15 protein-coding genes, 1 tRNA gene and 3 pseudogenes are annotated in these 22,242 nt (G+C 69.1%); 12 read left to right on the top strand and 7 right to left on the bottom strand.

Going from position 1 to position 22,242, the window contains the following annotated elements; all coding sequences use genetic code 11:
- Nucleotides 1–130: 130 nt before the first annotated feature.
- Nucleotides 131–2,353 carry an MMPL family transporter gene (locus BM536_RS34200; RefSeq protein WP_073493868.1) on the bottom strand — a complete coding sequence of 741 codons (2,223 nt, stop codon included), beginning with the start codon at nucleotides 2,351–2,353 and terminating at the stop codon, nucleotides 131–133.
- 307 nt (nucleotides 2,354–2,660) lie between these two features.
- Here BM536_RS34200 and BM536_RS40465 point away from each other — a divergent pair, with 307 nt between their 5' ends.
- The 4 genes from BM536_RS40465 (at nucleotide 2,661) to BM536_RS34185 (ending at nucleotide 5,526) form a co-directional block, all read left to right on the top strand.
- Entirely contained in the window at nucleotides 2,661–2,888 is a 228-nt protein-coding gene (locus tag BM536_RS40465) for a hypothetical protein (RefSeq protein ID WP_143651032.1), read from the top strand.
- A 1-nt stretch (nucleotide 2,889) separates the two neighbouring features.
- A complete protein-coding gene (locus BM536_RS34195) occupies nucleotides 2,890–3,093 on the top strand; it encodes a cold-shock protein (protein ID WP_073493870.1) in 204 nt (67 codons plus the stop codon).
- A gap of 231 nt (nucleotides 3,094–3,324) precedes the next feature.
- Complete coding sequence (locus BM536_RS34190) at nucleotides 3,325–4,872, top strand: DEAD/DEAH box helicase (RefSeq protein WP_094103867.1); 1,548 nt, start codon at nucleotides 3,325–3,327, stop codon at nucleotides 4,870–4,872.
- A 270-nt stretch (nucleotides 4,873–5,142) separates the two neighbouring features.
- Nucleotides 5,143–5,526: a helix-turn-helix domain-containing protein gene (locus BM536_RS34185; protein ID WP_073493872.1), complete on the top strand. Its 384-nt coding sequence runs from the start codon at nucleotides 5,143–5,145 to the stop codon at nucleotides 5,524–5,526.
- Here the strand turns inward: BM536_RS34185 and BM536_RS34180 are convergent.
- The gene (locus tag BM536_RS34180; protein ID WP_245873934.1) at nucleotides 5,429–6,163 is read right to left on the bottom strand and encodes a ferritin-like domain-containing protein; all 735 of its coding nucleotides are present in this window, start codon (nucleotides 6,161–6,163) and stop codon (nucleotides 5,429–5,431) included. The two genes, BM536_RS34185 and BM536_RS34180, sit on opposite strands and share 98 nt — an antisense overlap.
- A gap of 70 nt (nucleotides 6,164–6,233) precedes the next feature.
- Nucleotides 6,234–7,031, bottom strand: coding sequence for a leucine-rich repeat domain-containing protein (locus BM536_RS34175; protein ID WP_245873909.1), 798 nt, complete (start codon nucleotides 7,029–7,031; stop codon nucleotides 6,234–6,236).
- A 1,379-nt stretch (nucleotides 7,032–8,410) separates the two neighbouring features.
- On the opposite strand from BM536_RS34175, the gene BM536_RS40455 reads away from it, so the two are divergent.
- Together BM536_RS40455 and BM536_RS34165 are read left to right on the top strand one after the other, a co-directional pair.
- Nucleotides 8,411–8,833, top strand: coding sequence for a hypothetical protein (locus tag BM536_RS40455; RefSeq protein WP_143651029.1), 423 nt, complete (start codon nucleotides 8,411–8,413; stop codon nucleotides 8,831–8,833).
- 63 nt (nucleotides 8,834–8,896) lie between these two features.
- Nucleotides 8,897–9,358, top strand: coding sequence for a hypothetical protein (locus BM536_RS34165; RefSeq protein WP_143651027.1), 462 nt, complete (start codon nucleotides 8,897–8,899; stop codon nucleotides 9,356–9,358).
- Between the two features lie 227 nt (nucleotides 9,359–9,585).
- On the opposite strand, the gene BM536_RS34160 is transcribed toward BM536_RS34165, so the two are convergent.
- The gene (locus tag BM536_RS34160; RefSeq protein ID WP_073493853.1) at nucleotides 9,586–11,997 is read right to left on the bottom strand and encodes a PA14 domain-containing protein; all 2,412 of its coding nucleotides are present in this window, start codon (nucleotides 11,995–11,997) and stop codon (nucleotides 9,586–9,588) included.
- Between the two features lie 214 nt (nucleotides 11,998–12,211).
- On the opposite strand from BM536_RS34160, the pseudogene BM536_RS45225 reads away from it, so the two are divergent.
- The 3 pseudogenes from BM536_RS45225 to BM536_RS34150 form a co-directional block, all read left to right on the top strand.
- Nucleotides 12,212–12,559 (top strand): annotated as a pseudogene (locus BM536_RS45225) (tyrosine-type recombinase/integrase); the annotation flags it as partial.
- A 1,230-nt stretch (nucleotides 12,560–13,789) separates the two neighbouring features.
- Nucleotides 13,790–13,903: pseudogene (locus BM536_RS44500) on the top strand (DUF2637 domain-containing protein); the annotation flags it as partial.
- A pseudogene (locus BM536_RS34150) lies at nucleotides 13,879–14,626 on the top strand (tyrosine-type recombinase/integrase); the annotation flags it as partial. The pseudogenes BM536_RS44500 and BM536_RS34150, both read left to right, overlap by 25 nt.
- Nucleotides 14,627–14,675: 49 nt before the next feature.
- Here BM536_RS34150 and BM536_RS34145 read toward each other — a convergent pair.
- Nucleotides 14,676–14,749, bottom strand: a tRNA-Gly gene (locus BM536_RS34145).
- Nucleotides 14,750–15,340: 591 nt separating this feature from the next.
- On the opposite strand from BM536_RS34145, the gene dcd reads away from it, so the two are divergent.
- The 3 genes from dcd (at nucleotide 15,341) to BM536_RS34125 (ending at nucleotide 18,304) form a co-directional block, all read left to right on the top strand.
- Nucleotides 15,341–15,916, top strand: a complete 576-nt coding sequence (dcd, locus tag BM536_RS34140) for a dCTP deaminase (RefSeq protein ID WP_073493851.1) — start codon at nucleotides 15,341–15,343, stop codon at nucleotides 15,914–15,916.
- A 7-nt stretch (nucleotides 15,917–15,923) separates the two neighbouring features.
- Complete coding sequence (locus BM536_RS34135) at nucleotides 15,924–16,433, top strand: phosphoribosyltransferase (RefSeq protein WP_073493850.1); 510 nt, start codon at nucleotides 15,924–15,926, stop codon at nucleotides 16,431–16,433.
- A gap of 461 nt (nucleotides 16,434–16,894) precedes the next feature.
- Complete coding sequence (locus tag BM536_RS34125; RefSeq protein WP_170109974.1) at nucleotides 16,895–18,304, top strand: DUF5933 domain-containing protein; 1,410 nt, start codon at nucleotides 16,895–16,897, stop codon at nucleotides 18,302–18,304.
- A 177-nt stretch (nucleotides 18,305–18,481) separates the two neighbouring features.
- On the opposite strand, the gene BM536_RS34120 is transcribed toward BM536_RS34125, so the two are convergent.
- A complete protein-coding gene (locus tag BM536_RS34120) occupies nucleotides 18,482–19,480 on the bottom strand; it encodes a Yip1 family protein (protein WP_073493846.1) in 999 nt (332 codons plus the stop codon).
- Nucleotides 19,481–19,688: 208 nt separating this feature from the next.
- A complete protein-coding gene (locus tag BM536_RS34115; protein WP_073493844.1) occupies nucleotides 19,689–21,980 on the bottom strand; it encodes a heterodisulfide reductase-related iron-sulfur binding cluster in 2,292 nt (763 codons plus the stop codon).
- Between the last annotated feature and the right edge of the window lie 262 nt (nucleotides 21,981–22,242).

The raw sequence follows: 22,242 nt of genomic DNA, 5'->3' as shown, positions 1-22,242 counted from the left end.
CGGCTCTCCGGTCGGTGGTGCGGTGTTCATCGTGACCTCCGCCCCCGTCGACGGGCGAGGGGACCGCCCGTGGCGTTCACCACGGACGGTCCCTGTAGGGAGGGGACGGGGGGAGGGGGAGGGACCGCGCTCAGGTGCGGGCCGGCTCCAGGCCGGCATGGTCCGGCTCGTCGGCGGGATCCCGGTCGCCGGGCTCGGGCCGTCGGGTGAGCGCCTCGCCCTCCACGTCGACGCGGGGCAGGATCCGGTCCAGCCACTTCGGCAGCCACCAGGCCTTGTCCCCGAGCAGGGCGAGCACCGCGGGCACGATCGCCATCCGGACGACGAAGGCGTCGAAGAGAACGGCTCCGGCGAGCCCGAACCCGATCATCTTGATCATGGAGTCCTTCTCGCCGATGAACCCGGCGAAGACCGCGATCATGATCAGCGCGGCGGCCACGACCACCCGGGCACTGTGCCGGAAGCCGGACGTGACCGCCTGGCCGGGCCGCTCGCCGTGGACGTAGGCCTCGCGCATCCGGGAGACGAGGAAGACCTCGTAGTCCATGGCCAGGCCGAACACGATGCCCACCAGGAAGATCGGCATCAGGCTCATGATCGGGCCGGTCTGCTCCACACCGAGCAGGTCGGCGCCGTGCCCCTGCTGGAAGACCACGACCACCACGCCGAGGGAGGCCAGCACCGACAGCAGGAAGCCGAAGGCGGCCTTCAGCGGGACGAGCAGGGACCGGAACACCACCATCAGCAGCAGGATCGCCAGCCCGACCACCACGATCAGATACGGGATCAGCGCGGCCTGGACCTTGTCGGAGATGTCGATGTTCAGCGCGGTGCTGCCGGTGACCTCGAAGGTCGCGCCGGTCTCGGTCTCCACGCCGGGACGCTCGCCCCGGATGGCCTTCACCAGGTCCTTGGTCCGCTCGTCGGTCGGCGCGGTGGACGGCACGACGGAGAAGACGGCGGTGTCACCGGCCTCGTTGAAGCGGGCCGGGGAGACGGAGACGACGCCTTCGGTGGCGCCGATCTCGTCGGCGACGGTCTGCGTGGCCGCCTTCGGGTCGGGATCGCCCTGCGCGTCGACGACGACGGTCAGGGGCCCGTTGAAGCCGGGTCCGAAGCCGTCCGCGAGCGCGTCGTAGGCCCGGCGCTGGGTGGTGGAGGTGGGCTTCGCCTCGTCGCCGGGCATGCCCAGTTGCAGGTCCGCCACCGGCAGCGCGAGGGCGCCCAGGCCCACCACGCCGAGCAGCAGCACGGGCAGCGGACGGCGCAGCACGAACCGGGCCCAGCGGGTGCCGCCGTTGTCCGGGGTGCCGTCCTCGATACGGCCGCTCCTGCGGGCCTTGCGCGCCAGCACGGCGTTCGGCCAGAAGCCGAGGAACGCCGGCACCAGCGTCAGCGCGATCAGTACGGCGACGACGACCGCGCCCGCCGCGGCGAGCCCCATCTTGGTGAGCATCGGGATGCCGACGACGGCGAGTCCGGCCAGGGCGATGACGACGGTGAGGCCCGCGAAGACGACCGCGGACCCGGCCGTGCCGACCGCGAGACCGGTCGCCTCCTCCGGGGTACGGCCGCGCGCGCGTTCCTCGCGGTAGCGGGAGACGACGAACAGGGCGTAGTCGATGCCGACCGCCAGGCCGAGCATCATCGCCAGGGTGCCGGTCGTCGTGGACAGGCCCAGGGCGTCGGAGAGCGCCATGATCGTCGCCATGCTGACGCCGACTCCGATGAGTGCGGTCAGCAGGGGCAGCCCTGCCGCGGCCAGCGAACCGAAGGTGACGAGCAGGACGACCGCGGCGATCGAGACGCCGATGATCTCGGCGACTCCGCCCGGCCCGCCGGACTCCTCGAACGCGTCCCCGCCGGCCTCGACGGTCAGCCCGGTGGCACGGGCGTCCTCGAGAGCCCGGTCCAGCCGGGCCGTGCTGTCGTCGGTCAGTTCGTTCGCGGCGACCTTGTAGGTGACGGTCGCGTAGGCCGTCGTGCCGTCCTCGCTGACCGCCCGAGCCGTGAACGGGTCGGCCGCGCTCGCGACCTGCGGTCCGTCGGCGAGGTCGGCCACGACGTCCTCGACGGTCCGCCGGTTCTCGGCCGCGGTCACCTTCTGGCCGCCCGGCGCGACGAACACGACCCGCGCGGTGGCGCCGTCGGCCGAGGCCCCGGGGAAACGCTGCTCCATCAGGTCGAACGCCTTCTGGGACTCGATGCCCGGCATCGAGAACTGCTCGTCGGAGGCGCCGGGGGCCTTGACGGCGCCCAGCCCGACGGCGGCGAGGACCGCCGCCCAGACCAGGGCGACGTACCAGCGCCGCCGGAAGGCCAGGCGGCCCACGCGATAGAGGAAAGTAGCCACGACAGGAGGTCTCCGCATCTGGTGCCGACTGTCGGCCCAGACTCGCCGCCCGGCCTCCTGCCTGTCGTCGTGCGCCTGCCGACAATCCCCCGTACTGAGAACGCAGTACGTGAGGGGTACGGACTCCACCGGTGGGACTACGGGACGGTCCGCGGATCGGACGCATGTTCACCGTCGATGTGTCCTTCGTCGCAGTGGGACGCGTTTCGGGCATTCACCGGAGTGGTTCCGGAAGGCGGTCGCGGTGACCGTCGTAGGAGGTCACGGGGCTGTGGTCGGTGATGCCCGCAAGAATGCGGGAGTGCCTGTGGAGCAATATCTGTGGTCGCCAGATGAGAAATTGGCGCAGCACCCGGTGAATATTCCCGCAGGCGGCTCACCAGGCGAAATGGTCGAGCGCACTCGGCCGAACGCACCGTGCTACTGTCGTCATCAGTTGCAGTTGTGGTTGCCAGAAGGTTTTTCCGTCGGGGTGATCATCACGGCGACCGGAGGCACACAGGGTGACTCCGAACCGTTCCTCGAAGGAGAATAAAATGGCCAGTGGCACCGTGAAGTGGTTCAACGCCGAAAAGGGTTTCGGCTTCATTGAGCAGGACGGCGGCGGTCCCGACGTCTTCGCTCACTACTCGAACATCGCGACCCAGGGCTTCCGTGAGCTCCAGGAAGGCCAGAAGGTGTCGTTCGACATCGCTCAGGGCCAGAAGGGCCCGACGGCGGAGAACATCGTTCCCGCCTGACCCTGCCTGACGCGTAACGTCGAAGCCGGGGCCCGCACCGTGGGGTGCGGGCCCCGGCTCGCCGCTTTTTCCGGGCGCCGCGCGGGATGACCTGATTTCCCGCAGGACGGTGTCATGTTTCCCGTCCACCTGTTTCGGCCCCACCAACTCCGGCTCGTTCTCGCAATTCTCCGCGCCTTCATGTGCTCCGGGAATTCCTTGATACGCGCCGCATCAAGGAAGGTCCCCCGCATGAACCGTGCACGTTCCAGCGCCCGCTCCTACGGCCGCTCCGGAGGCGGCGCCCCGCAGCGCTCCTCCGCCGGCCGCTCCTCCGCGCCCCGTCGTTCGCAGGGCGGCTCCAGCCGCCGGCCGATGGCGCAGCAGGGCGAGTTCGCGCTGCCGGAGACGATCACGCCGCCGCTGCCCGCCGTCGAGTCGTTCGGCGACCTGGGCCTGCCCGCGCCGCTGTCGGCCGCGCTGGCCAGCGAGGGCATGACCGTCCCGTTCCCCATCCAGGGCGCGACGCTGCCGAACTCGCTGGCCGGCCGTGACGTCCTGGGCCGTGGCCGCACCGGCTCCGGCAAGACCCTCGCGTTCGGCCTCGCGGTCGTGGCCCGTACGGCGGGCCTGCGCGCCGAGCCGCGTCAGCCGCTCGCGCTCGTCCTCGTGCCGACCCGCGAGCTGGCCCAGCAGGTCACCGACGCGCTGACGCCGTACGCCCGCTCGGTGCGGCTGCGACTGGCCACCGTCGTCGGCGGCATGTCGATCGGCCGTCAGGCGAGCGCCCTGCGGGGCGGCGCCGAGGTCGTCGTCGCGACGCCGGGACGGCTGAAGGACCTCATCGACCGGGGCGACTGCCGCCTCGACGACGTCGCCATCACCGTCCTCGACGAGGCCGACCAGATGGCCGACATGGGCTTCATGCCGCAGGTCACCGCGCTGCTCGACCAGGTGAAGCCCGACGGACAGCGGATGCTGTTCTCGGCCACCCTGGACCGCAACGTCGACCGGCTGGTCCGCCGCTACCTGTCCGACCCGGTCGTCCACTCCGTCGACCCGTCGGCCGGCGCGGTCACCACGATGGAGCACCACGTCCTGCACGTCCACGACACGGACAAGCAGCGCACGACCACCGAGATCGCGGCCCGCGAAGGCCGCGTGATCATGTTCCTGGACACCAAGCACGCGGTGGACCGGCTGACCAAGCACCTGCTGAACAACGGCGTGCGCGCCGCGGCTCTGCACGGCGGCAAGTCCCAGCCGCAGCGCACCCGGACGCTGGACCAGTTCAAGACGGGCCACGTGACCGTGCTCGTGGCGACGAACGTGGCCGCGCGCGGCATCCACGTCGACAGTCTCGACCTGGTCGTCAACGTGGATCCGCCGACCGACCCGAAGGACTACCTGCACCGCGGCGGCCGTACGGCCCGTGCGGGCGAGTCCGGCAGTGTCGTCACCCTCGTGACCCCGGACCAGCGTCGCGCCATGAGCCGTCTGACGGCCATGGCCGGTGTCACCGCTCAGGTGACCTCGGTCCGCTCGGGTGAGGAGGAGCTGAGCCGTATCACCGGTGCTCAGGCCCCGTCCGGCATCCCCGTCGTGATCACCGCGCCGGTCGTCGAGCGCCCCCGGCGCTCCGCGTCCTCGGGTGGCTCGTCCTCCCGTGGCCGCCGCGGTCGCGGTGGCGGCGAGCGCGGTGGCAGCGAGCGCGGTGGCGAGCGCGGCCGGTCCACCGGCGACGCCTCGTCCTCGCGTGGCCGTACCCAGCGTCGGTCCGCCTTCGGCTCGGCGGCCTAGCAAAAATCGGAAGCACCACGCCCCCGGGCGAGTGCGGGTAGGGCCGGGAAACCGCCTCCCACCTGCGAAGAAGGGCCCCGTCGACAGCTGTCGGCGGGGCCCTTGCGCATGCCCGGCCAGGGGTGGTCCGGGGCGGGGATCCGGCGGGGCGGGTACCCGTAACGGCGGACCGGCACGGCGGTACGACCGGTGGACGGTGTTGAATCTCCTCAGGGGCCCAGGTGCCGGACGGCAGCAGGGTCCCTTCTACGCGGCGATCAACGAGGTGACATGACAGCAGACAACCCGCTCAGCGGTCGTCTGGACGACGACGACTACCCGGCGTACTCGATGGGCCGGGCGGCCGAGATGCTGGGCACCACTCCCGGCTTCCTCCGGGCCATCGGGGAGGCACGCCTGATCAGTCCGCTCCGGTCGGAGGGCGGCCACCGCCGGTACTCGCGCTACCAGCTGAGAGTCGCCGCCCGCGCCCGCGAGCTGGTCGACAAGGGCACCCCGATCGAGGCCGCGTGCCGCATCGTCATCCTGGAGGACCAGCTCGAGGAGGCCCGGCGGATCAACGCCGAGTACCGCCGTGCGGCGAGTGACGAGTCGACCCCGGCTCCGCATGCGAAGGTGCATTCGAGTTCCGGTTCGGTTCGGGGTTCCGTCTGACCGGTGGGAGCACCGCGGAGACCACCTCGCCGGACGAGGCCATGACGTCCGCGACGAAGCGCAGGCGGCCGAGGCCGAGCCGGCGCAGTCCCGGGCCGTGGTCGGCGGCGACGACCAGTGACGCCGCGAACAGGAGCAGGCGCCACGACGCCATCAGGGGGCGCCGGGCCGGGCGGGGCAGCTCGGCCAGGGAGGCGTGCAGCCGCTCGCAGTGGAAGGGGACGTGGCGCTGTTCGTCGGCGAGGATCCGGCCGGCGACGTCCGAGGTCAGCGGGTCGCCGGTGCCGTCCCGCAGGGCGCGGTAGTACCGCAGTGCCACCACCTCCGCGATCATCAGGACGAGCAGCTCCAGGCGCAGCCCCATGAGCCGCCGCAGCCGTACGAAGACGGTGTCGGACCAGTGGCCGGTCAGGGTCGGCAGGCCGCCCGCGGCCAGCAGCCGGGCGAGGAGGCGGGCGTGGTTCTGCTCCTCGGCGACGAACAGCCGGACCGCCCGCGCGTAGTCCGGGTCCGCGGCCCGGTCGGCCTTGGCGACGAGGTTGGCGCCGTCGCCGTCCTCGCCGACCTGGAAGCGCTGGATGCCGGACCACACCGCCGGGTGCAGGGCCGCGCCGCGCTCCCAGTCCGGGTCGCCCAGGGCGTTCCGGCGCTCACGCTCGTCCTCGAAGCGCCGCGTCCACCGCGCGAACCCGTGGCGGCCGACCCGGTCACCGGCGCTCCGCGGGTTGGAGGACCTCGGGGCCGCCGCGGTGCGGCGTGGCCACGTAGCCGTCGGGCGGGCTGGGCAGGGCGTCGACGCAACCCCGCGAGCAGGCGTTGACCAGGAGGGGGAGGACGTCGGTGGCGACACGCAGGGAGATCCACACCTGTTGGAGCCGGGACAGATCCACCGGCCCGGCGCACACGCTGCACGCGGTGACGGCCCGGGTGCCCCGGGCGCCCGGGTGGAGGTCGCCCGGACGGCCCTGTGGCGGAGGCGGCGCGAGCCGGGGGAACGGCGGCCGGTACGTGCGGTTGCCGTACAGCGCGCGCGTGCTGACCGTGCTGCGGGTCAGGACCGGGCAGCGGGTCAACTCGTACGGGAACCAGTGCAGTCGGTACGAGGTGTACGGGTCGAACTCCGCCAGGCTCTCCATGGCGCCGATCTCCGGCGGGAGGCGGACGAGGTTGCTGCCGTAGAGCACCAGGTGCCGGACTTCGCGGAGCCGGGCGATGGACGGGGGGAGCGTGATGATCTGCCGGCGTTCCCGCGGGGGGAGTTCGGCCAGCGGGGAGAAGACCTCACGGCCGTCGGCGGCGGCCTCGTCGACGAGTTCGAGGAGGTGCAGCCAGCCGGGCGCGGAGGTGTCCTGACGGTCCGCGTGGAAGCGGAGGTCGGGGGGCGGGCCCCCGGGGCGCCTTTCCAGGCACGCGCAGGTGTCGCGCGGCGGGTCGGAGGCGTCGCCCCGACCGCCCGCGGCAGCCCACCTGTTGGAGAAGAGTCGCGGTTCCCCACCCTGTTCCATGGGGTCAACCTAACGGCAGCGCTCGCACGGATGTGCTGGCTTGGCGGGCGGCCAAGTGGTGGTCGGCGGTGCCGGCCCGTGCCGACGAGGGCGGGAGCGGGTTCCCCAGGTCGCCGGACGGGGGGCGCGCCGGGCGGGGGGCTGGGTCGGGCCCGCCTGCCGGGCGATCGCGGCGGCGAGGCCGTCGATCTTCTCGCCCTTGACGCGGTGGGCCAGCTCCCAGTCGGGCGGGCGGACACGTCACTGGTTGAGGCCACCCATCCGACATGACGCCGTGACTCCCACCACGTACAGCGCCCGCCCTGCGATCACGCAGCGGGTGGAGGTCATACAGGCTGCGGGGAAGGGCTTGGTGGTCGCTGGCGGGTGCTGGGGTTGCCGTACTTCGTTGCTGTACTGCAGGATCCCGACCGGGGGTGTGGTCATGGAACGGGAGCAGCTCGAACGGCTGCTGGGCGGTGGCGACGACACGTCGTCGGCCGCCCTGTCTGCCCTCCGTGCTGGCGCTTCTTACGTCGTCTGGGACGGAACGACGTCACCCGAGTCGCTCTCGACGGTTTACGGGCGCCGGCTCCGTCGCACCCTTCGGAGGGGCATCGAGACCTCCGGCCTGGCCCAGGCCGTGCAACGCCTCGACCCAAACGGCCGACCAGTTCACCTGGGCCGGGTCAGGACTGCTGACGGATCGTGGGTCTTCATGCTGTTTCTCGACGAGGACGGCAGCACGCTGGTGGCATGCACCGGCGTCCGGCAGGCCCGACCGGGGCCGCCACGTCCCGACGCCTACTGAAGCTCGGTACCGCCAACACGCTTCCACCTGTGTTGGTGGGCCCTTGGACTGCGAACGGGGGCGTTCAGCAGCGTTCATGGGAGCACCCCCGCTGGTCTCAGCCACGCTGCCATGCCGTCGACCAGAGCAAGCCGCGACGGCGGAAGCGGGTGGTGAGAACTTGGGTGATGGCCTCTTTGACCCGGAGCAATTTGGGCGGGGGCCCCGCCTTGGGCAGGTGGGTGTCTCATCTGCGATGACCGTCCATGGGGGCCGCGCTCGTCCGCCGCTGTTCGTCGGCGTTGTCGCGCAGTTGGACACTCGCGTGGGGGTCTGGCGTGGCCCGGGCTGGCTTGGTATCAGCTACCTGAGCTTCGGCGACGGGTCGCTAGCGAAGAGGGGTCCGGCCAAGTGCACCGGCGATATCACCAGGCTCATCGTGGGGGCTGGAGCGGATCGTGTCCGTGCAGGTATGGCTTTTAGTCAACTTCCAAGCCATTCATGGAAACCCCTTACCCGTGAAGATTAATTCACGTAAGGTCTCGAGTCGATCACTCTCAAGATCACCTTGAGGGTGCTTGAATTCCATCAGAGATTGGGGAGATCAGGTATGAAATTTGCCGTCAAGGGGTTTGCGGCAGCTGCTGCGGCCATCAGTGTGGGCCTGTTCGCCGCGAGCCCGGCATCTGCGGCAACGGCCGAATCCAACTGGCGTACCGCTCCCGGCGGCACTTGGGCGTGCAACGCCGCGAAGACCCATGCGGCATCTGACTACATCAGCTTCAAGAGCTGTTTTATCTTCAACGACAGCCGCACATACGTGCAGTCCATGCTTGTTGTGGATAACACTTCAGGCAACAAGGTGAAGATCGAGGGCCTTGTCACCACAAACTTCGGCGGAGACGTCCACTGCGGGCTGTCGGACTTCAACTCTGGTCTTCGGACGGTGTGTCTGGGGCCGACCAAACCCGTATCTTCATCGGGAAGCATGACGTCGAAGCTGATAATGAACGGCTACGTGGATTACAACTAAAGTATTGCTTCGCGAAGGAGACGGAAAGTCTCCAGTTATTGAACCCAAATAAAGGTGTGAAAAATGCGTGGACTCGTCAAGGGGCTTGGTGTCACCGCCGCGGCCATAGGTGCAATGATCTTCGCATCCGGCCCGGCGTCGGCCGACGTGATCTGGCAGCCTTGGGTCGCCCCGAGCGACTACGTTTGCTTTAATTCCAAAACGCATGACAAGTCGGATTACGTAGCCTTTCAGACCTGCATCGTCCATGGGTCCGGCAGGAACCTGCAGGCCGTGCTCATCGTATCGAATACCTCGGATAAGAAAATTACGATCTACGGCCAAGTGTTCGCCGGCTGGGACTCGAGCGGGGATTACAGCTACTGCAGGCTTTCCGACCTTTCCCCGGGTGCTAGAACCTCATGCTTCGGAGCAACCTCGACCGGAAAGGTCGGAGCGAACACCGCCTACAGTTACCTCTACATGAACGGCCAGTCGAGTGATGACGCCACTCAAAGCAACGTCGTCACCTATTATCTCTCATAAGTGACCGACGGTATACGTAAATCGAGACAGTCCGCGATTCACGGAGAGCATGGCGCGACTGGTTCTGCGTCGGCTGGCGCTCATGGATTTCTGCGGGCTGACGGATCCTTCGAGGCTGCGCTTGTGGCAGTGGAGCACCTGATCCTTGGCTCCTCAGAGATCGGTCGGGAGTGGTCGTACCGGCCGCCATCGCACCAACCTTCGTCGCGGAGCCCCGCTCGCAAGGGTCAGAGCCAGGTGTCCCAGATGCCGTACGCGCGCTCCCACATGACCTTTTCCGCGCCCGTGCCGTCGCTGTACACGGCCCGGTAGTAGTAGAGGCCGAGACGGTCGTCGTGGACGGCCTGGTCCAGGTAGGACTTCGGGTCGGTCGTCTTTCCCGTGGCGAGGGTGGTCCAGGACGCTGCGGCCGGGTTCCAGCGCTCCAGGCGGTAGTCGGTCCAGTTGTCGCACGGCGGGTCGTAGATGGTCTGGCCGCAGCGGACGTAGAGGTCCGGGTACTGGTCCGTGATGATGCGGGTGCCCGCCCAGCCCGGCGGGCGGGTGTCGGGGAGAACGACCTTGATGTCGGCGGTGCGGAAGGTCTCCGGGCCCTCCTCGAGATAAACACGGTCGGTGGCGGCCACGCGGTAGACATGCTCGCGTCCGTCCGGCACGGTCGCGCAGAGAATCTCGGTCTCGGCCAGGGAGTTTCCGGTCACACAGGTGCGCTGCCACACCGTCTCGCCCGTCTCCGGGTCGGTGGTGCCCTGCCAGACGTAGTAGCCGATGACGTCGTCGTCGGCCGACGGGTTCCAGGTCAGCCGGACACCCATCGGGATGACCTCGGCCTTCAGGTCGGAGACCGGGGCGGGGCGCACGGTGTCGCCCACGGTCGCGGTGACCGGGGCGCTCGCCGCGGAGCGGTGTCCGTAGCGGTCGACGGTGACGATCCGGTACTCGTACGTGGTCTCCGAGGCGCCCGAACCCTCCACGCAGTGGGCGCGCACGACAGGCTTGGGCCAGGTCATGTAGGCCGGGTCGTGGCTGTCGGCGGAGGCGGTCTGCAGCGTGGGCGGCTGCGGGCCGGAGCCGTCGCCCATCGGTGAGCACTGGGTGAGGGGCGTGCTCTGCCCGGTCGCCGGGTCGGTGCGCACGATCTCGTAGGACGGCAGATGACCGTCGTCCACGGTCCACGGGTCGGCGCTGCGCCAGGACAGCATGACGGAGTCGCCCCAGCGGCTCGTGGTGACCTGGTGGGGCGCGATGGCTTCCGGGCGGTCCGCCATCCGCAGGGTGACCTCGGCGGACGCGGAGGCGTTGCCGACGGCGTCGAAGGCGCGTACCGCGTACCGGTATTCGTCGGCGAGGGCCGTCTGCTGGAGGGGCACCACGTCGGTCCCGGTGGTGACGGCGGTGTCGCCGAAGGCCTTGAGCCAGCCGCCGGTGGCCGGGTCGAGCTGCAGCACCTCGTAGCGGACCGCGTCCGGGTCGGCGTTCCACAGCAGGTGCGGGACGCCGCCGCGATACTCGACGCGGGCGGCGGGGGCGGCCGGGGGGATGCCGTCGGTGACCTTGAGGGTGGTGGCGGCGGAGTACGCCGACCAGTTGCCGGCCGCGTCCCGGGCGCGTCCCCGGTAGGTGGCCGTGGTGCCGTCGGCGGGGCGGCCGCGGTCGCAGAAGGCGCCCTTGGCGCCGGTGTGGACATCGGTCCACAGGCCGGTCGCCGGGTTCAGGCGCTGGGCCTGGTACTGGGCTATGTCGGCGGCGTTGGCTGAGGTGGTGACGAGTTCGGGTCCGGCGACCTTCTCGTCGTCCGGGCAGACGTCCATCTCCGGCCAGGGCGCGGCGGGCGGCGTCCGGTCGACGGTGGTGACGGCCACGTCGGCGCTGCCGGACGACTCGTTGCCCGCCTTGTCGTAGGCGCGGACCTCGTACGCGAAGGACTGCCCGGTGGCGGGCGGCGTGTCGGTGTAGGAGGTGCCCGTGGTGGCGGCGAGCCGGGTCCAGGCGCCGCTGCCGAGCCGTCGGTGGACGCGGTAGCCAGCGAGGTCCATCTCCTTGTTCCTCGCCCAGGTCAGCGTGGTCTTGCGGCTGGTCCGGTCGTACGCGACGGCGGCGCCGGTCGGCGCGAGCGGCCTGACCTTGTCGACGGCGGCCGAGGTCCGCGGCAGATACGTGAACCGGACGTTGGCCTTGCCGGTCCAGTTGACGTAGTCGATGCGCAGGGTGTGCCTGCCGCTGGGGATGGTGAGGTTGACCGTCCGGGTCACGGTGGACGACGTGTTCTTCCACAGGTCGATCTTGAGCGTGCCGTCGACGCGGACGCGGACGCCGTCCTGGGCGGCGACGGTGAGGGCGAACGGGCCGCCGGAGCCGAAGTCGCGCGTCACCGTCCAGCGGACGCCGAAGGAGTTGGCGGGCAGGTGCGCCGCCGGGGCGCCGGTACCCCAGTTCTCGCTGATCGTGCTGTCGCAGTCGGTCTTCTTCGGGGTGCCGGAAAAGGTGGTGTTCGCGAAGAACTGGCGCTGGTAGACGGGGGAGGTGCAGTTCACGGCCGCCGAGGCGGGGGCGGAGGCCGTGGAGAGAAGACCACCGGTCGTGGCAAGCACGACGGCGGTCGCCGTCACGCCCGTGCGGCCGGCGATGGTGGGCTTCACTGGTGTCTGGCTCCGTTCGGTGCGGTCGCGGTGGTGGGGCGGCGGACGGCCGTCTTTGCGCCGACCGTCTGCGGCGACCACGGTGATCATGTTTTTGAGAGCAGGGATCCGTGGGTCTGTGAGGCCCGCGGGCGCTGCGGGCCCTTTGGGACCCTAGGGACCCGTGGACCCTGCGTGATCATGACTCATGGAAGGGCCCGATGGTTGTGCGGGATTCGCGGAGCCCGGGCGTTCAGGTCGTAGGCCTGTTCGCCTGATGCGCCCGAAGGCATTTCACGTCTTCGTCGGCCCGCGCGGCGGCCACCTCCGGCGGAGCAAATTCCGCGACGACTGGATCACGGCAAGGGACGCCGCGGGCATCACGTCGGAGCCGCACTTCCACGATCTCCGACGCACCGGCAACACCCTGGAGTCGACCGCCGGAGTCAGTACCCGTGAGCTGATGACCCGCATGGGCCACAGCAGCTCGCGCGCCGCGCTGATCTACCGGCACGTGACTGGCGACCGCGACCGGGCTATCGCCCATCGCCTCGGAGCAATGATCCGTGAGGGTGGGGGAGAGGCAGCCCCGGACCAGGAACCCGGCCTTCACGCAGCCGTGGTGGCACGCGTGTGGCACGACCCCGGGAACGACGAAGGGCCGGCCCGCGAGGGAAGCCCTCCTGCGCCGGCCCTTCGGCCTGTGCCCCCGGCAGGATTCGAACCTGCGACACCCGCTTCAGGAGTTCGCTCTACGGCCGGTCTGGCCGGAGCTCGCCTCGTGCACTGCTGCCGCACACGACCGCTGGTTGCCGTCGCTGGCCGCTGCCGTCGATGTCACTCGTGGATGTCAGAGACCCAGCTTGAGGAGGGGGCAAACCTCCAGCGGCTCATCCGGCCGGTCGGCCCAGCCCCACCAGACATGCCGACCGGCACACCGCCACAGCGCCCGACGAGTCCGCCGGGCATCCTCCTCCCACTTGGAGAGGACGAAGCCGCCGGACTGCATGGGCTGGCTGCACTCGGGGCATGCAGGAGCTTGGCCGGTCCATGCGGGACACCGTAACGGAGTGACCGCTTCGTCCCGAAGCAACTTGAAGAAGCCTTCGACCGTGGGCCGATGCGCCTCTCACCTGCTGTGAAGGTCCGCAGACGTACGTGGGTGTGTGCCGCTGTCCGTCGGCGCTGTCACTCAGTTGGAAACTCATGCGTCTGCGGTGCTGCTCCTAGGAGACGGGAGTCCGAGGGCAGGCCAGTCGTTACTGCCGCTGCCCCTGCTGCTCTACCAAACCGCCACCTACCGGATGGTTCGACATGTCCCTCTCGTGCGTGGGCGTGCGCGGACGGGTTGATCGAGCTACCGGGACTGCGGCCCCCAACACCGCTGCCCCAGTGCTGATTGGGACGGCGAGCCTGGGACTGATCCAGACGCTGACGGTCACCCCCGCAGCCAGCAAGCCGATCAGGACCCTCGCGGGATGACGGCCGGCCACCTTACGGGCCCTGTTGTAGAGGCGTACATTCATGTGCGGCACCTTCTTCGGACGACTCGCTATCGAGTGGGTGCGAGCGCGGCCCTCTGTTGCCCCAGGGGGCCGCTCGTCGTTGCCGACGTGCCGTCACTTTCCTTCATCTGGTGCCGATTTACCTGCCTGCCTGCCTGCCTGCCTGCGAGACCCTTTCGCCCGCATGTAATTCCTATGGGCGTACGGCGAAATCTGCTGGTCAGGGGCTGTGCGGGATGCGGGACAAAGGGTCAGATAGGGGCTGACGTGCCAAGAAACACTGATCGCCGCGCGCAAGGAGTGACGCCGTGCGTTCCCTGCCCGTCCGCCTCGACGCCGTACTCGTCCAAGCCCTGATCGCCGCCGCGCTGTCCTTCGCGCACCTGCACGACCTGGCCAGGCCGTCATGGAGACGGCCTTGGACGACGAGCTGATCCAGCGCAACCCATGCCGGATCAAGGGGCGCAGGCAAGGAGAAAGCGGCTGAGCGGCGGATCGCCACCGTCGCCCAGGTCGACGCGCTCGCCGAGGCGGTGGGGATGCGGTGGCGGTTGATGGTGTACCTCGGCGCCTACGGTCCGATGCGGCCGGAGGAACTGGCCGGTCTCCGCCGCCGTGACGTCGACCTCGGCAGCCTCCGCGTCCGCGTACACCTCGCCGAGCCGGAACGGATGAACGGGCGACGCGCCCAGGGAGACACCAAGTCGGAGGCCGGGTCCCGGACTGTGATCCTTCCCGCATTCCTTCACCGGGAGCTCCGCTGGCACCTGGAGTCGTTCGCCGAGCCGGGGCCCGACGGGCTTCTCTTCGTGGGGGAGAAGGGTGCGCCCTTCCGGCGTAGCACCTTCGGGCGAAGGTGGCGGAAGGCTCGGGAAGTCGTCGGCATGCCCGAGGGCTTCCGCTTCTACGACCTCCGCCACACGGGGCACAGGCTGTCCGCCCGATCCGGTGCCACGCTCAAGGACACGATGGTCCGCGCCGGCCAGTCCTCCGAGAAGGCCGCGCTGATCTATCAGCACTCCGACGACGACCGGCAGCAGGAAGTTGCCGCCGGTCTCGACGCCACCGTACGGAAGACACGGGCCGCCGCGGTCGGGAGAGCGCCGGACAAGCCTTCTGGCACGAATCTGGCACGCGGAGAGTGATCGCTGAGCACAGCAAAAAGGCCCGGGTCGATGACCTGGGCCTTCTTCGTGGAGCGGGTGACGAGAATCGAACTCGCGCTCTCAGCTTGGGAAGCTGATGTTCTACCATTAAACTACACCCGCGTAAGACGCCGGTCGGGCCGGTGTCTGATCGCGCGGTTACTCTACCTCATCCCTGGCCCCCGGCGCTGAAGCCCTGGGGGTCGCGTGCGTTTCGGGGGAGGGGATCCGGGTGCTCGGGGCTGGAGTTGGGGCGTACGGTGGAGGGGTGGGAGAGGGTCCGGGTGTGGACGGAGTGCCGCCTGGAGGGTCGTCTCGTTCGTCCCGTAATGTGGCTTTCGTCGTCCGGCGAGCAGCAGTCGGACGCGGCTCTTGGGGAAGGGACTCTAGGACTTGATGGAGCGCACCGTCGTCCGTTGTGCCGATGGGCACGTGTTCAGCACCACTTCGTTCCCGATGCAGCAGGCCGGGCGGCTCGGTCCCGGACGGCTTGTCCGGTGTCCTCGGTGTGCCCGGCTCCGCAGCGCGGTGCCGGTGGTCTTCGAGAAGCGGTAGCGGCGAGCACGAGCAGTAGCCGTGATGGCAGTGGTAGTGGCAGTGGCAGCCGTCGTTGTGGCACACCGGTAATCGCAGCAACGACAGCGACAGCAGCGACCTGGCGCGCGGAACCGTCCTGATGGTGGCGGGTCCGCGCGCCTTGCGTATCCTCGGGGCGTGCTTCTCTCAGACAAGGACATCCGGGCCGAGATCGACTCCGGGCGGGTACGGATCGATCCCTACGACGAATCCATGGTGCAACCGTCCAGCGTCGACGTGCGCCTCGACCGCTACTTCCGGGTGTTCGAGAACCACCGGTATCCGCACATCGACCCCTCGGTCGAGCAGGCGGACCTCACACGGCTCGTGGAACCGGAGGGTGACGAGCCGTTCATCCTGCATCCCGGGGAGTTCGTCCTCGCCTCCACCTACGAGGTCATCAGCCTTCCCGATGATCTCGCCTCCCGGCTCGAGGGCAAGAGCTCCCTCGGCCGGCTCGGGCTCGTCACGCACTCCACCGCCGGTTTCATCGACCCCGGCTTCTCCGGACACGTCACGCTCGAGCTGTCCAACCTCGCCACGCTGCCCATCAAGCTCTGGCCGGGCATGAAGATCGGGCAGCTGTGCCTGTTCCGGCTCAGCTCCCCGGCCGAGCACCCGTACGGCAGCGAGCGGTACGGGTCCCGGTACCAGGGGCAGCGGGGGCCGACCGCTTCCCGTTCCTTCCTCAACTTCCACCGGACCCAGGTGTGAGCGGCGTATGAGCGACGTACGGGAGAACCTCACCTACGAGCGGTTCGGCGTCGCCGTCCGCGAACTCGCCCAGACCATCGCCGACGACGGCTACGAGCCCGACATCGTGCTCAGCATCGCGCGCGGCGGGGTCTTCGTCGCCGGTGGCCTCGCCTACGCCCTCGACTGCAAGAACCTCCACCTGGTGAACGTCGAGTTCTACACGGGCGTGGGCACCACCCTCGAGATGCCCGTCATGCTCGCGCCCGTGCCCAACGCGATCGACTTCTCCGACAAGAAGGTCCTGATCACCGACGACGTCGCCGACACCGGCAAGACGCTCAAGCTGGTGCGGGACTTCTGCCTCGACGCCGTCGCGGAGGTCCGCAGCGCCGTCATCTACGAGAAGTCCCACTCCCTCGTGAAGTGCGAGTACGTCTGGAAGCGCACCGACGACTGGATCAACTTCCCGTGGAGCGTGCTGCCTCCCGTGCACAGGTCGGGAGAAGCGGCCAAGCCGAACAAGGAAGCGCTCTGATCGTTCGGTATCCGGAGGAAACCGATGACATTGGATGACACTGGATAAAATCGGATGGCACCGAGAAATCCGGCAAACTCCGGAGAACTCCCGCACCCCCGGAGAACCCCGCAGATGCGAACGAGAGGCCTCGGTGATTCCGAGGCCTCTCGTCACGTCCCGCCTCCCGTCGGCTCTGCCACTCGGCGTGTACGCGGTGAGGGCGGGTGAGTGGGTTCAGCTTGGGGACTTAACCCCTTCGTTCCGCCCCGCTAACCTGTTCGAACTCGCGATGAACGCCCCTGTTCACCTTCCCGTACAGGAAGCCATGCCATCCGGCGTGATGAGTGTCTCGGTTCTCAAAATCTACTAAATCGGTCAAATAATTGATACCTATAGCGTCGCGGGTGTTTTCGCGAATAAAAGGCAGAAACGCATACTCCTCGTGGCGTCAGCCCCGGGTGATCGTGTGGGTCACGGGAATGGCCGTGGCCCTCGGATTCCTCATCGCGCTGGAACTCGTGGCGCGTCGTCTCGGCCTGCCGGGGCCGATGACGACACAGGCACGGGAAGTGATATTCCCGCCCAAGTCCGGTGGCCTGCTGTACGCCTCCATGACCCTGATGCTGGTGGTGCTCACCTGGCGGCAACGGTTGATCGCCGTCGGTGCCGCGATCGGTATCGACATCGCCTTCCTGGCGGTCCGGTGGGCGGCCGGCGTCGAGGTGACCGAAGGCCACCCCTTCGGCAACGGCGCCCTGTGGGTGACCCTCGGCTGCGCGGTCATCGCCGTCACACGCCGCACCGGCCGGGAACGTGTCCTGTTGCTGAAGGGGGTCGGGCTGGCCCTGTTGCTGATGGCCGGCCGCAAGACCGGTGACACCTGGCTGCTCATCACCTCGGAGACCCGCCCCCTCGTGCTCGACCAGTACGTGGCGACCGCCGACCACGCGCTGGGCGACCCCTCGTGGCTGGTCGGCCGGGTCGTGACGGCCAGCGGTTCGATCGGGTTCAACTTTCTCGACTTCGTCTACGGTCAGCTCGCGGTCGCCGCGGTCATCGCCGCGCTGTACCAACTGCGCAACGTGGCGGCCGAGCGACGCTTCCCGCGCCACCACCTCGTGCGCACCTTCTTGGTGATCGGCCTCATCGGTCCGGCCTTCTACATGATCTACCCGGTGGTCGGCCCGATCTTCGCCTACGGCACGGGCGCCGAGCACTGGGCGGGGGTCAGTCTGTGGGCGCCGGACATGCCGCCCAGCGAGCCCTGGGCCGTGGCCGACCTGTGGCCGCAGACGGTGCCGCCGCTCCAGCCCCCGCGGCACATGTCGTTCGACGAGATCACCCCGCGCAACTGCATGCCCAGCCTGCACACGGCGTGGGCCACCGCGATCTTCATCCATACCCGGAAGGGCCCGCGCGCTCTGCGGTTCGCGGGCACTTTCTGGCTCATCGCCACGCTCTGCGCGACGCTGGGATTCGGGTACCACTACGGTGCGGACCTCATCGCCGGAGTGGTGTTCACGCTCACCATCGAGGCGGCTCTGCGCTCCTACGACCACGGCTGGGACCGGTCGGGGCTCCGGTTGACCGCTTACGGCGCGACGGTCTTCGCCGCGCTTCTGGTGTCGTATCGCTATCTGCCGTCGGAGATGGCCGAGCACCCGTGGCTGTTCGGCCCCCTTCTCCTGCTGGCGATGGGCTCGGTGGTCCTCGGCTATGCACGGACGACCGCACGGTGGGAAGCGAGTCCCGCACCGGCGCGGAATCCGGCACCCGTACCGGCTCCGGAAGCAGAACCCGTACCGGCACCCGTACCGGCCCTGGCACCGGCACCCGTACCGGCACCGGCACCGGCACCGGCACCGGAATCAGAACCCGAACTGATCTGAACCGGAGTGCAACCCCCGGACGAGGAAGGCCCCCGGCGTTCGCGCCGGGGGCCTTCCTCCTGTCCGGGCCGACTATCAGGCGATACCGACTATCAGGCGATACCGACTATCAGGCGATACCGACTATCAGGCGATACCGACTATCAGGCGATACCGACTATCAGGCGATACCGAGTATCAGAACGTGCCCAGCTTCACGATCGACAGGATGGCGATCAGCTGGATCGCCGACGCGCCCAGGGCCTTCGGCCAGGGCAGGTCGTGGGAGCGGCTGACCATGAGGGTGAGGAGGGCGCCGGCGGCGACCCAGGTGGCCCAGCCGAGCAGCTGCACGAACGAGGCGTCGCCGCCCGCGAACATCGCGACGATCAGGCGCGGGGTGTCCGAGAGGGACATGATCAGCATGGAGAGGCCGACCGTGGGCTGCCAGGCGCCGTCGCCGCCGAGCTGACGGGCCAGGCTGTGGGTGACGACGCCCAGGACGAAGGCGCTGAGCACCATCGCCACGGCCGTCGTCAGGACGATCGGGATCGCGTTGGACAGCGTCGCGTTGATCGTGTCCTCGCGCGTGTCGTCGAAGCCGAACACCGCGAGCAGGCCGTACAGGAAGGTGACGACGAGGGCGGGGCCCCACATCGTGTAGTCCCGCATCCGGAGGAAGGTCTGGTTGGGGGACAGTACGACGCCCCGCAGCAGCTGCTTCCAGTGCAGGCGCGGACCGGTCGGGCCCGCCGGGGCCGCGGCGCCCGCGTGGTACGTCTCGCCCTGGTTGTACTGCTGGTGGTCGTCGATCGAGAACGCCTGCGTGTGACCCGGGCTGTTCGCGGCGTACGGGTCGTGCGGGGGCGCGCCGTAGGGGTCGCCGCCGCCGAAGTACTCGGGCTCACCGCCACCCTGGCCGCCGCCGTTCGTCGGGGGCCACTGCTGGCCTCCGACGCCCCCGCCGCCGTACTGCGGCGGGTACGGCTGCTGCGCCGGCGGGTAGCCGTGCGGGGGCGGCCCCTGGGGCGTCTGCTGCCCGTGGGGAGGGTTATGGGGTCGCGCTTGCGGGGCGCGGCCGTCCCGGCCGCCACGTCCGATCCTGAATCCAGCCACGTCATCGAACGTACCTGGTCCCGAAGAGTGACGTGCGCGGCCCGGCCCCCCGGAAGCGGCTTTGCGGCCGACCTGTGACATCCCCTAAGGGGAGACCCGTACGACCGTCCGGGGTACCCGCGGGCGGTGCGTCCGGGCTACCCGCGGGCGATGCGTCCGGGGTGCCGCGGGCGGTGCGTCCGGGTACCCGAGGGGGTGCGGAACAGCACGACGACGCCCCTGTCCGGGAGCACGAACGCCCCCCGTCCAGGGCAGGACAGGGGGCGTCGCAACGTACCGTCGCCGGCGGTCACTTCACCGGCTGGGGCTCCGGCTCGTTCTCCGACTCGGCCGCGCCCGCGGGGGGTTCGTCGTCGACCGGGGTCTTGACGGAGTCGAGGAGGAGCTGGGCGACGTCCACGACCTGGACGGACTCCTTGGCCTGGCCGTCGTTCTTCTTGCCGTTCACGGAGTCCGTGAGCATGACGAGGCAGAACGGGCAGGCGGTGGAGACGATGTCGGGGTTCAGGGACAGGGCCTCGTCGACGCGCTCGTTGTTGATGCGCTTGCCGATCCGCTCCTCCATCCACATCCGCGCGCCACCGGCGCCGCAGCAGAAGCCACGTTCCTTGTGGCGGTGCATCTCCTGCTGGCGCAGGCCCGGGACCGCGGACATGATCTCTCGCGGCGGCGAGTAGATCTTGTTGTGGCGGCCCAGGTAGCAGGGGTCGTGGTAGGTGATGAGGCCGTCGACCGGGGTCACCGGGATCAGCTTGCCCTCGTCGATGAGGTGCTGGAGCAGCTGGGTGTGGTGGATGACCTCGTAGTCGCCGCCGAGCTGCGGGTACTCGTTGCCGAGCGTGTTGAGGCAGTGCGGGCAGGTGGCGACGATCTTCTTCGCCGAGCGCGGCTTGCGGGACTCGTCGGTGACCTTGCCGTCGTCGTCGGTCTCCTCGCCGAACGCCATGTTCAGCGCCATGACGTTCTCCATGCCCAGCTCCTGGAACAGGGGCTCGTTGCCGAGGCGGCGGGCGGAGTCACCGGTGCACTTCTCGTCGCCACCCATGATCGCGAACTTGACGCCCGCGATGTGGAGGAGTTCGGCGAAGGCCTTGGTGGTCTTCTTGGCGCGGTCCTCGAGGGCGCCGGCGCAGCCGACCCAGTACAGGTACTCGACCTCGGAGAGGTCCTCGAGGTCCCTGCCGACGACCGGCACCTCGAAGTCGACCTCCTTCGTCCACTCCAGGCGCTGCTTCTTGGCCAGCCCCCAGGGGTTGCCCTTCTTCTCCAGGTTCTTGAGCATCGTGCCCGCCTCGGACGGGAACGACGACTCGATCATCACCTGGTAGCGGCGCATGTCGACGATGTGGTCGACGTGCTCGATGTCGACCGGGCACTGCTCGACGCAGGCGCCGCAGGTGGTGCAGGACCACAGGACGTCCGGGTCGATGACCCCGTTCTCCTCGGCGGTGCCGATCAGCGGGCGCTCGGCTTCCGCGAGGGCCGCCGCGGGTACGTCCTTGAGCTGCTCCTCGGACGCCTTCTCCTCGCCCTCCATGGTCTTGCCGCCGCCGGCCAGCAGGTACGGCGCCTTGGCGTGCGCGTGGTCGCGCAGGGACATGATCAGGAGCTTGGGGGAGAGCGGCTTGCCGGTGTTCCAGGCGGGGCACTGCGACTGGCAGCGCCCGCACTCGGTGCAGGTGGAGAAGTCCAGCAGGCCCTTCCAGGAGAACTGCTCGACCTGCGAGACGCCGAAGACGTCGTCGTCGCCGGGGTCGGTGAAGTCGATCGGCTTGCCGCCGGAGGTCATCGGCTGGAGGGCGCCGAGGGCCGTACCGCCGTGCGCCTCGCGCTTGAACCAGATGTTCGGGAAGGCGAGGAAGCGGTGCCAGGCGACACCCATGTTGGTGTTCAGCGAGACGACGATCATCCAGACGAAGGACGTCCCGATCTTGATCATCGCGGTGAGGTAGACGAGGTTCTGGAGGGTGCCGACCGACAGGCCCTTGAAGGCGAGGACCAGGGGGTACGAGGCGAAGTAGCCGGCCTCGTAGTGCTCGACGTGGTGCAGCGCGCCCTCCAGGCCGCGCAGCACGTAGATGGCGAGGCCGATGGTGAGGATGACGTACTCGACGAAGTACGCCTGACCGGCCTTGGAACCCGCGAAGCGGGACTTGCGGCCGGGCCGCGAGGGCAGGCTCAGCAGGCGGACCACGATGAGCACGGCGATGCCGAGGATCGTCATCACGCCGATGAACTCGACGTACAGCTCGAACGGCAGGAACCCACCGATGACCGGCAGCGTCCAGTCGGCCTGGAAGAGCTGGCCGAACGCCTGCGCCAGGGTGGGCGGCAGCGTCAGGAAGCCGACGGCCACGAACCAGTGGGCGAAGCCGACGATGCCCCAGCGGTTCATGCGCGTATGGCCGAGGAACTCGCGTACGAGTGTCACGCTGCGCTGGTAGGGGTTGTCGGTCCGGGTGCCGGCCGGGACCGGCTGGCCCAGCTTGAAATACCGGACGAACTGGCCGATGGCGCGGGCGAGCAGGGCGACGCCGACCACGGTCAGGGCCAGCGACACGATGATCGCGGCGAGTTGCATGGGGGCTCCTCGGGCCTGCGAGGTTTGCGGGGTTTCGTCGGCGGCGCCGACATTACTAAGCGGTAACTTATGCAGTCCGTCTGAGACTACCCCTATCTTCTGCCGCACTGTAGCCGGGCGCGGAGTGATCTGGATCGCTGAGGGTCACCTCAGAAACGGGTCCGGTGACGGGTACGGGAGCGGGTTGGGGGCCAGGTCGGGAACGGGTTCGGGGGCCGCATGGAGAACGGGCTCGAGGGCGGGGCGGGCGACGGGTTCGAGG

The sequence above is a fragment of the Streptomyces phaeoluteigriseus genome (assembly GCF_001896135.2).
Taxonomy (GTDB): domain Bacteria; phylum Actinomycetota; class Actinomycetes; order Streptomycetales; family Streptomycetaceae; genus Streptomyces; species Streptomyces phaeoluteigriseus.
Note: the sequence above shows the minus strand (reverse complement) of the source record. Positions and strands in the feature narration are given on the sequence as shown.

Excerpts from the sequence above, each read along its gene's own strand:
- BM536_RS34195 (WP_073493870.1), top strand. The coding sequence starts at position 2,890 with ATGGCCAGTGGCACCGTGAAGTGGTTCAACGCCGAAAAGGGTTTCGGC.
- BM536_RS34185 (WP_073493872.1), top strand. The coding sequence starts at position 5,143 with ATGACAGCAGACAACCCGCTCAGCGGTCGTCTGGACGACGACGACTAC.
- BM536_RS34120 (WP_073493846.1), bottom strand. The coding sequence starts at position 19,480 with ATGTCACAGGTCGGCCGCAAAGCCGCTTCCGGGGGGCCGGGCCGCGCA.
- BM536_RS34175 (WP_245873909.1), bottom strand. The coding sequence starts at position 7,031 with ATGGAACAGGGTGGGGAACCGCGACTCTTCTCCAACAGGTGGGCTGCC.
- BM536_RS34125 (WP_170109974.1), top strand. The coding sequence starts at position 16,895 with ATGGCCGTGGCCCTCGGATTCCTCATCGCGCTGGAACTCGTGGCGCGT.
- BM536_RS34115 (WP_073493844.1), bottom strand. The coding sequence starts at position 21,980 with ATGCAACTCGCCGCGATCATCGTGTCGCTGGCCCTGACCGTGGTCGGC.
- BM536_RS34190 (WP_094103867.1), top strand. The coding sequence starts at position 3,325 with ATGAACCGTGCACGTTCCAGCGCCCGCTCCTACGGCCGCTCCGGAGGC.
- BM536_RS40455 (WP_143651029.1), top strand. The coding sequence starts at position 8,411 with ATGAAATTTGCCGTCAAGGGGTTTGCGGCAGCTGCTGCGGCCATCAGT.
- BM536_RS34165 (WP_143651027.1), top strand. The coding sequence starts at position 8,897 with ATGCGTGGACTCGTCAAGGGGCTTGGTGTCACCGCCGCGGCCATAGGT.
- BM536_RS34135 (WP_073493850.1), top strand. The coding sequence starts at position 15,924 with ATGAGCGACGTACGGGAGAACCTCACCTACGAGCGGTTCGGCGTCGCC.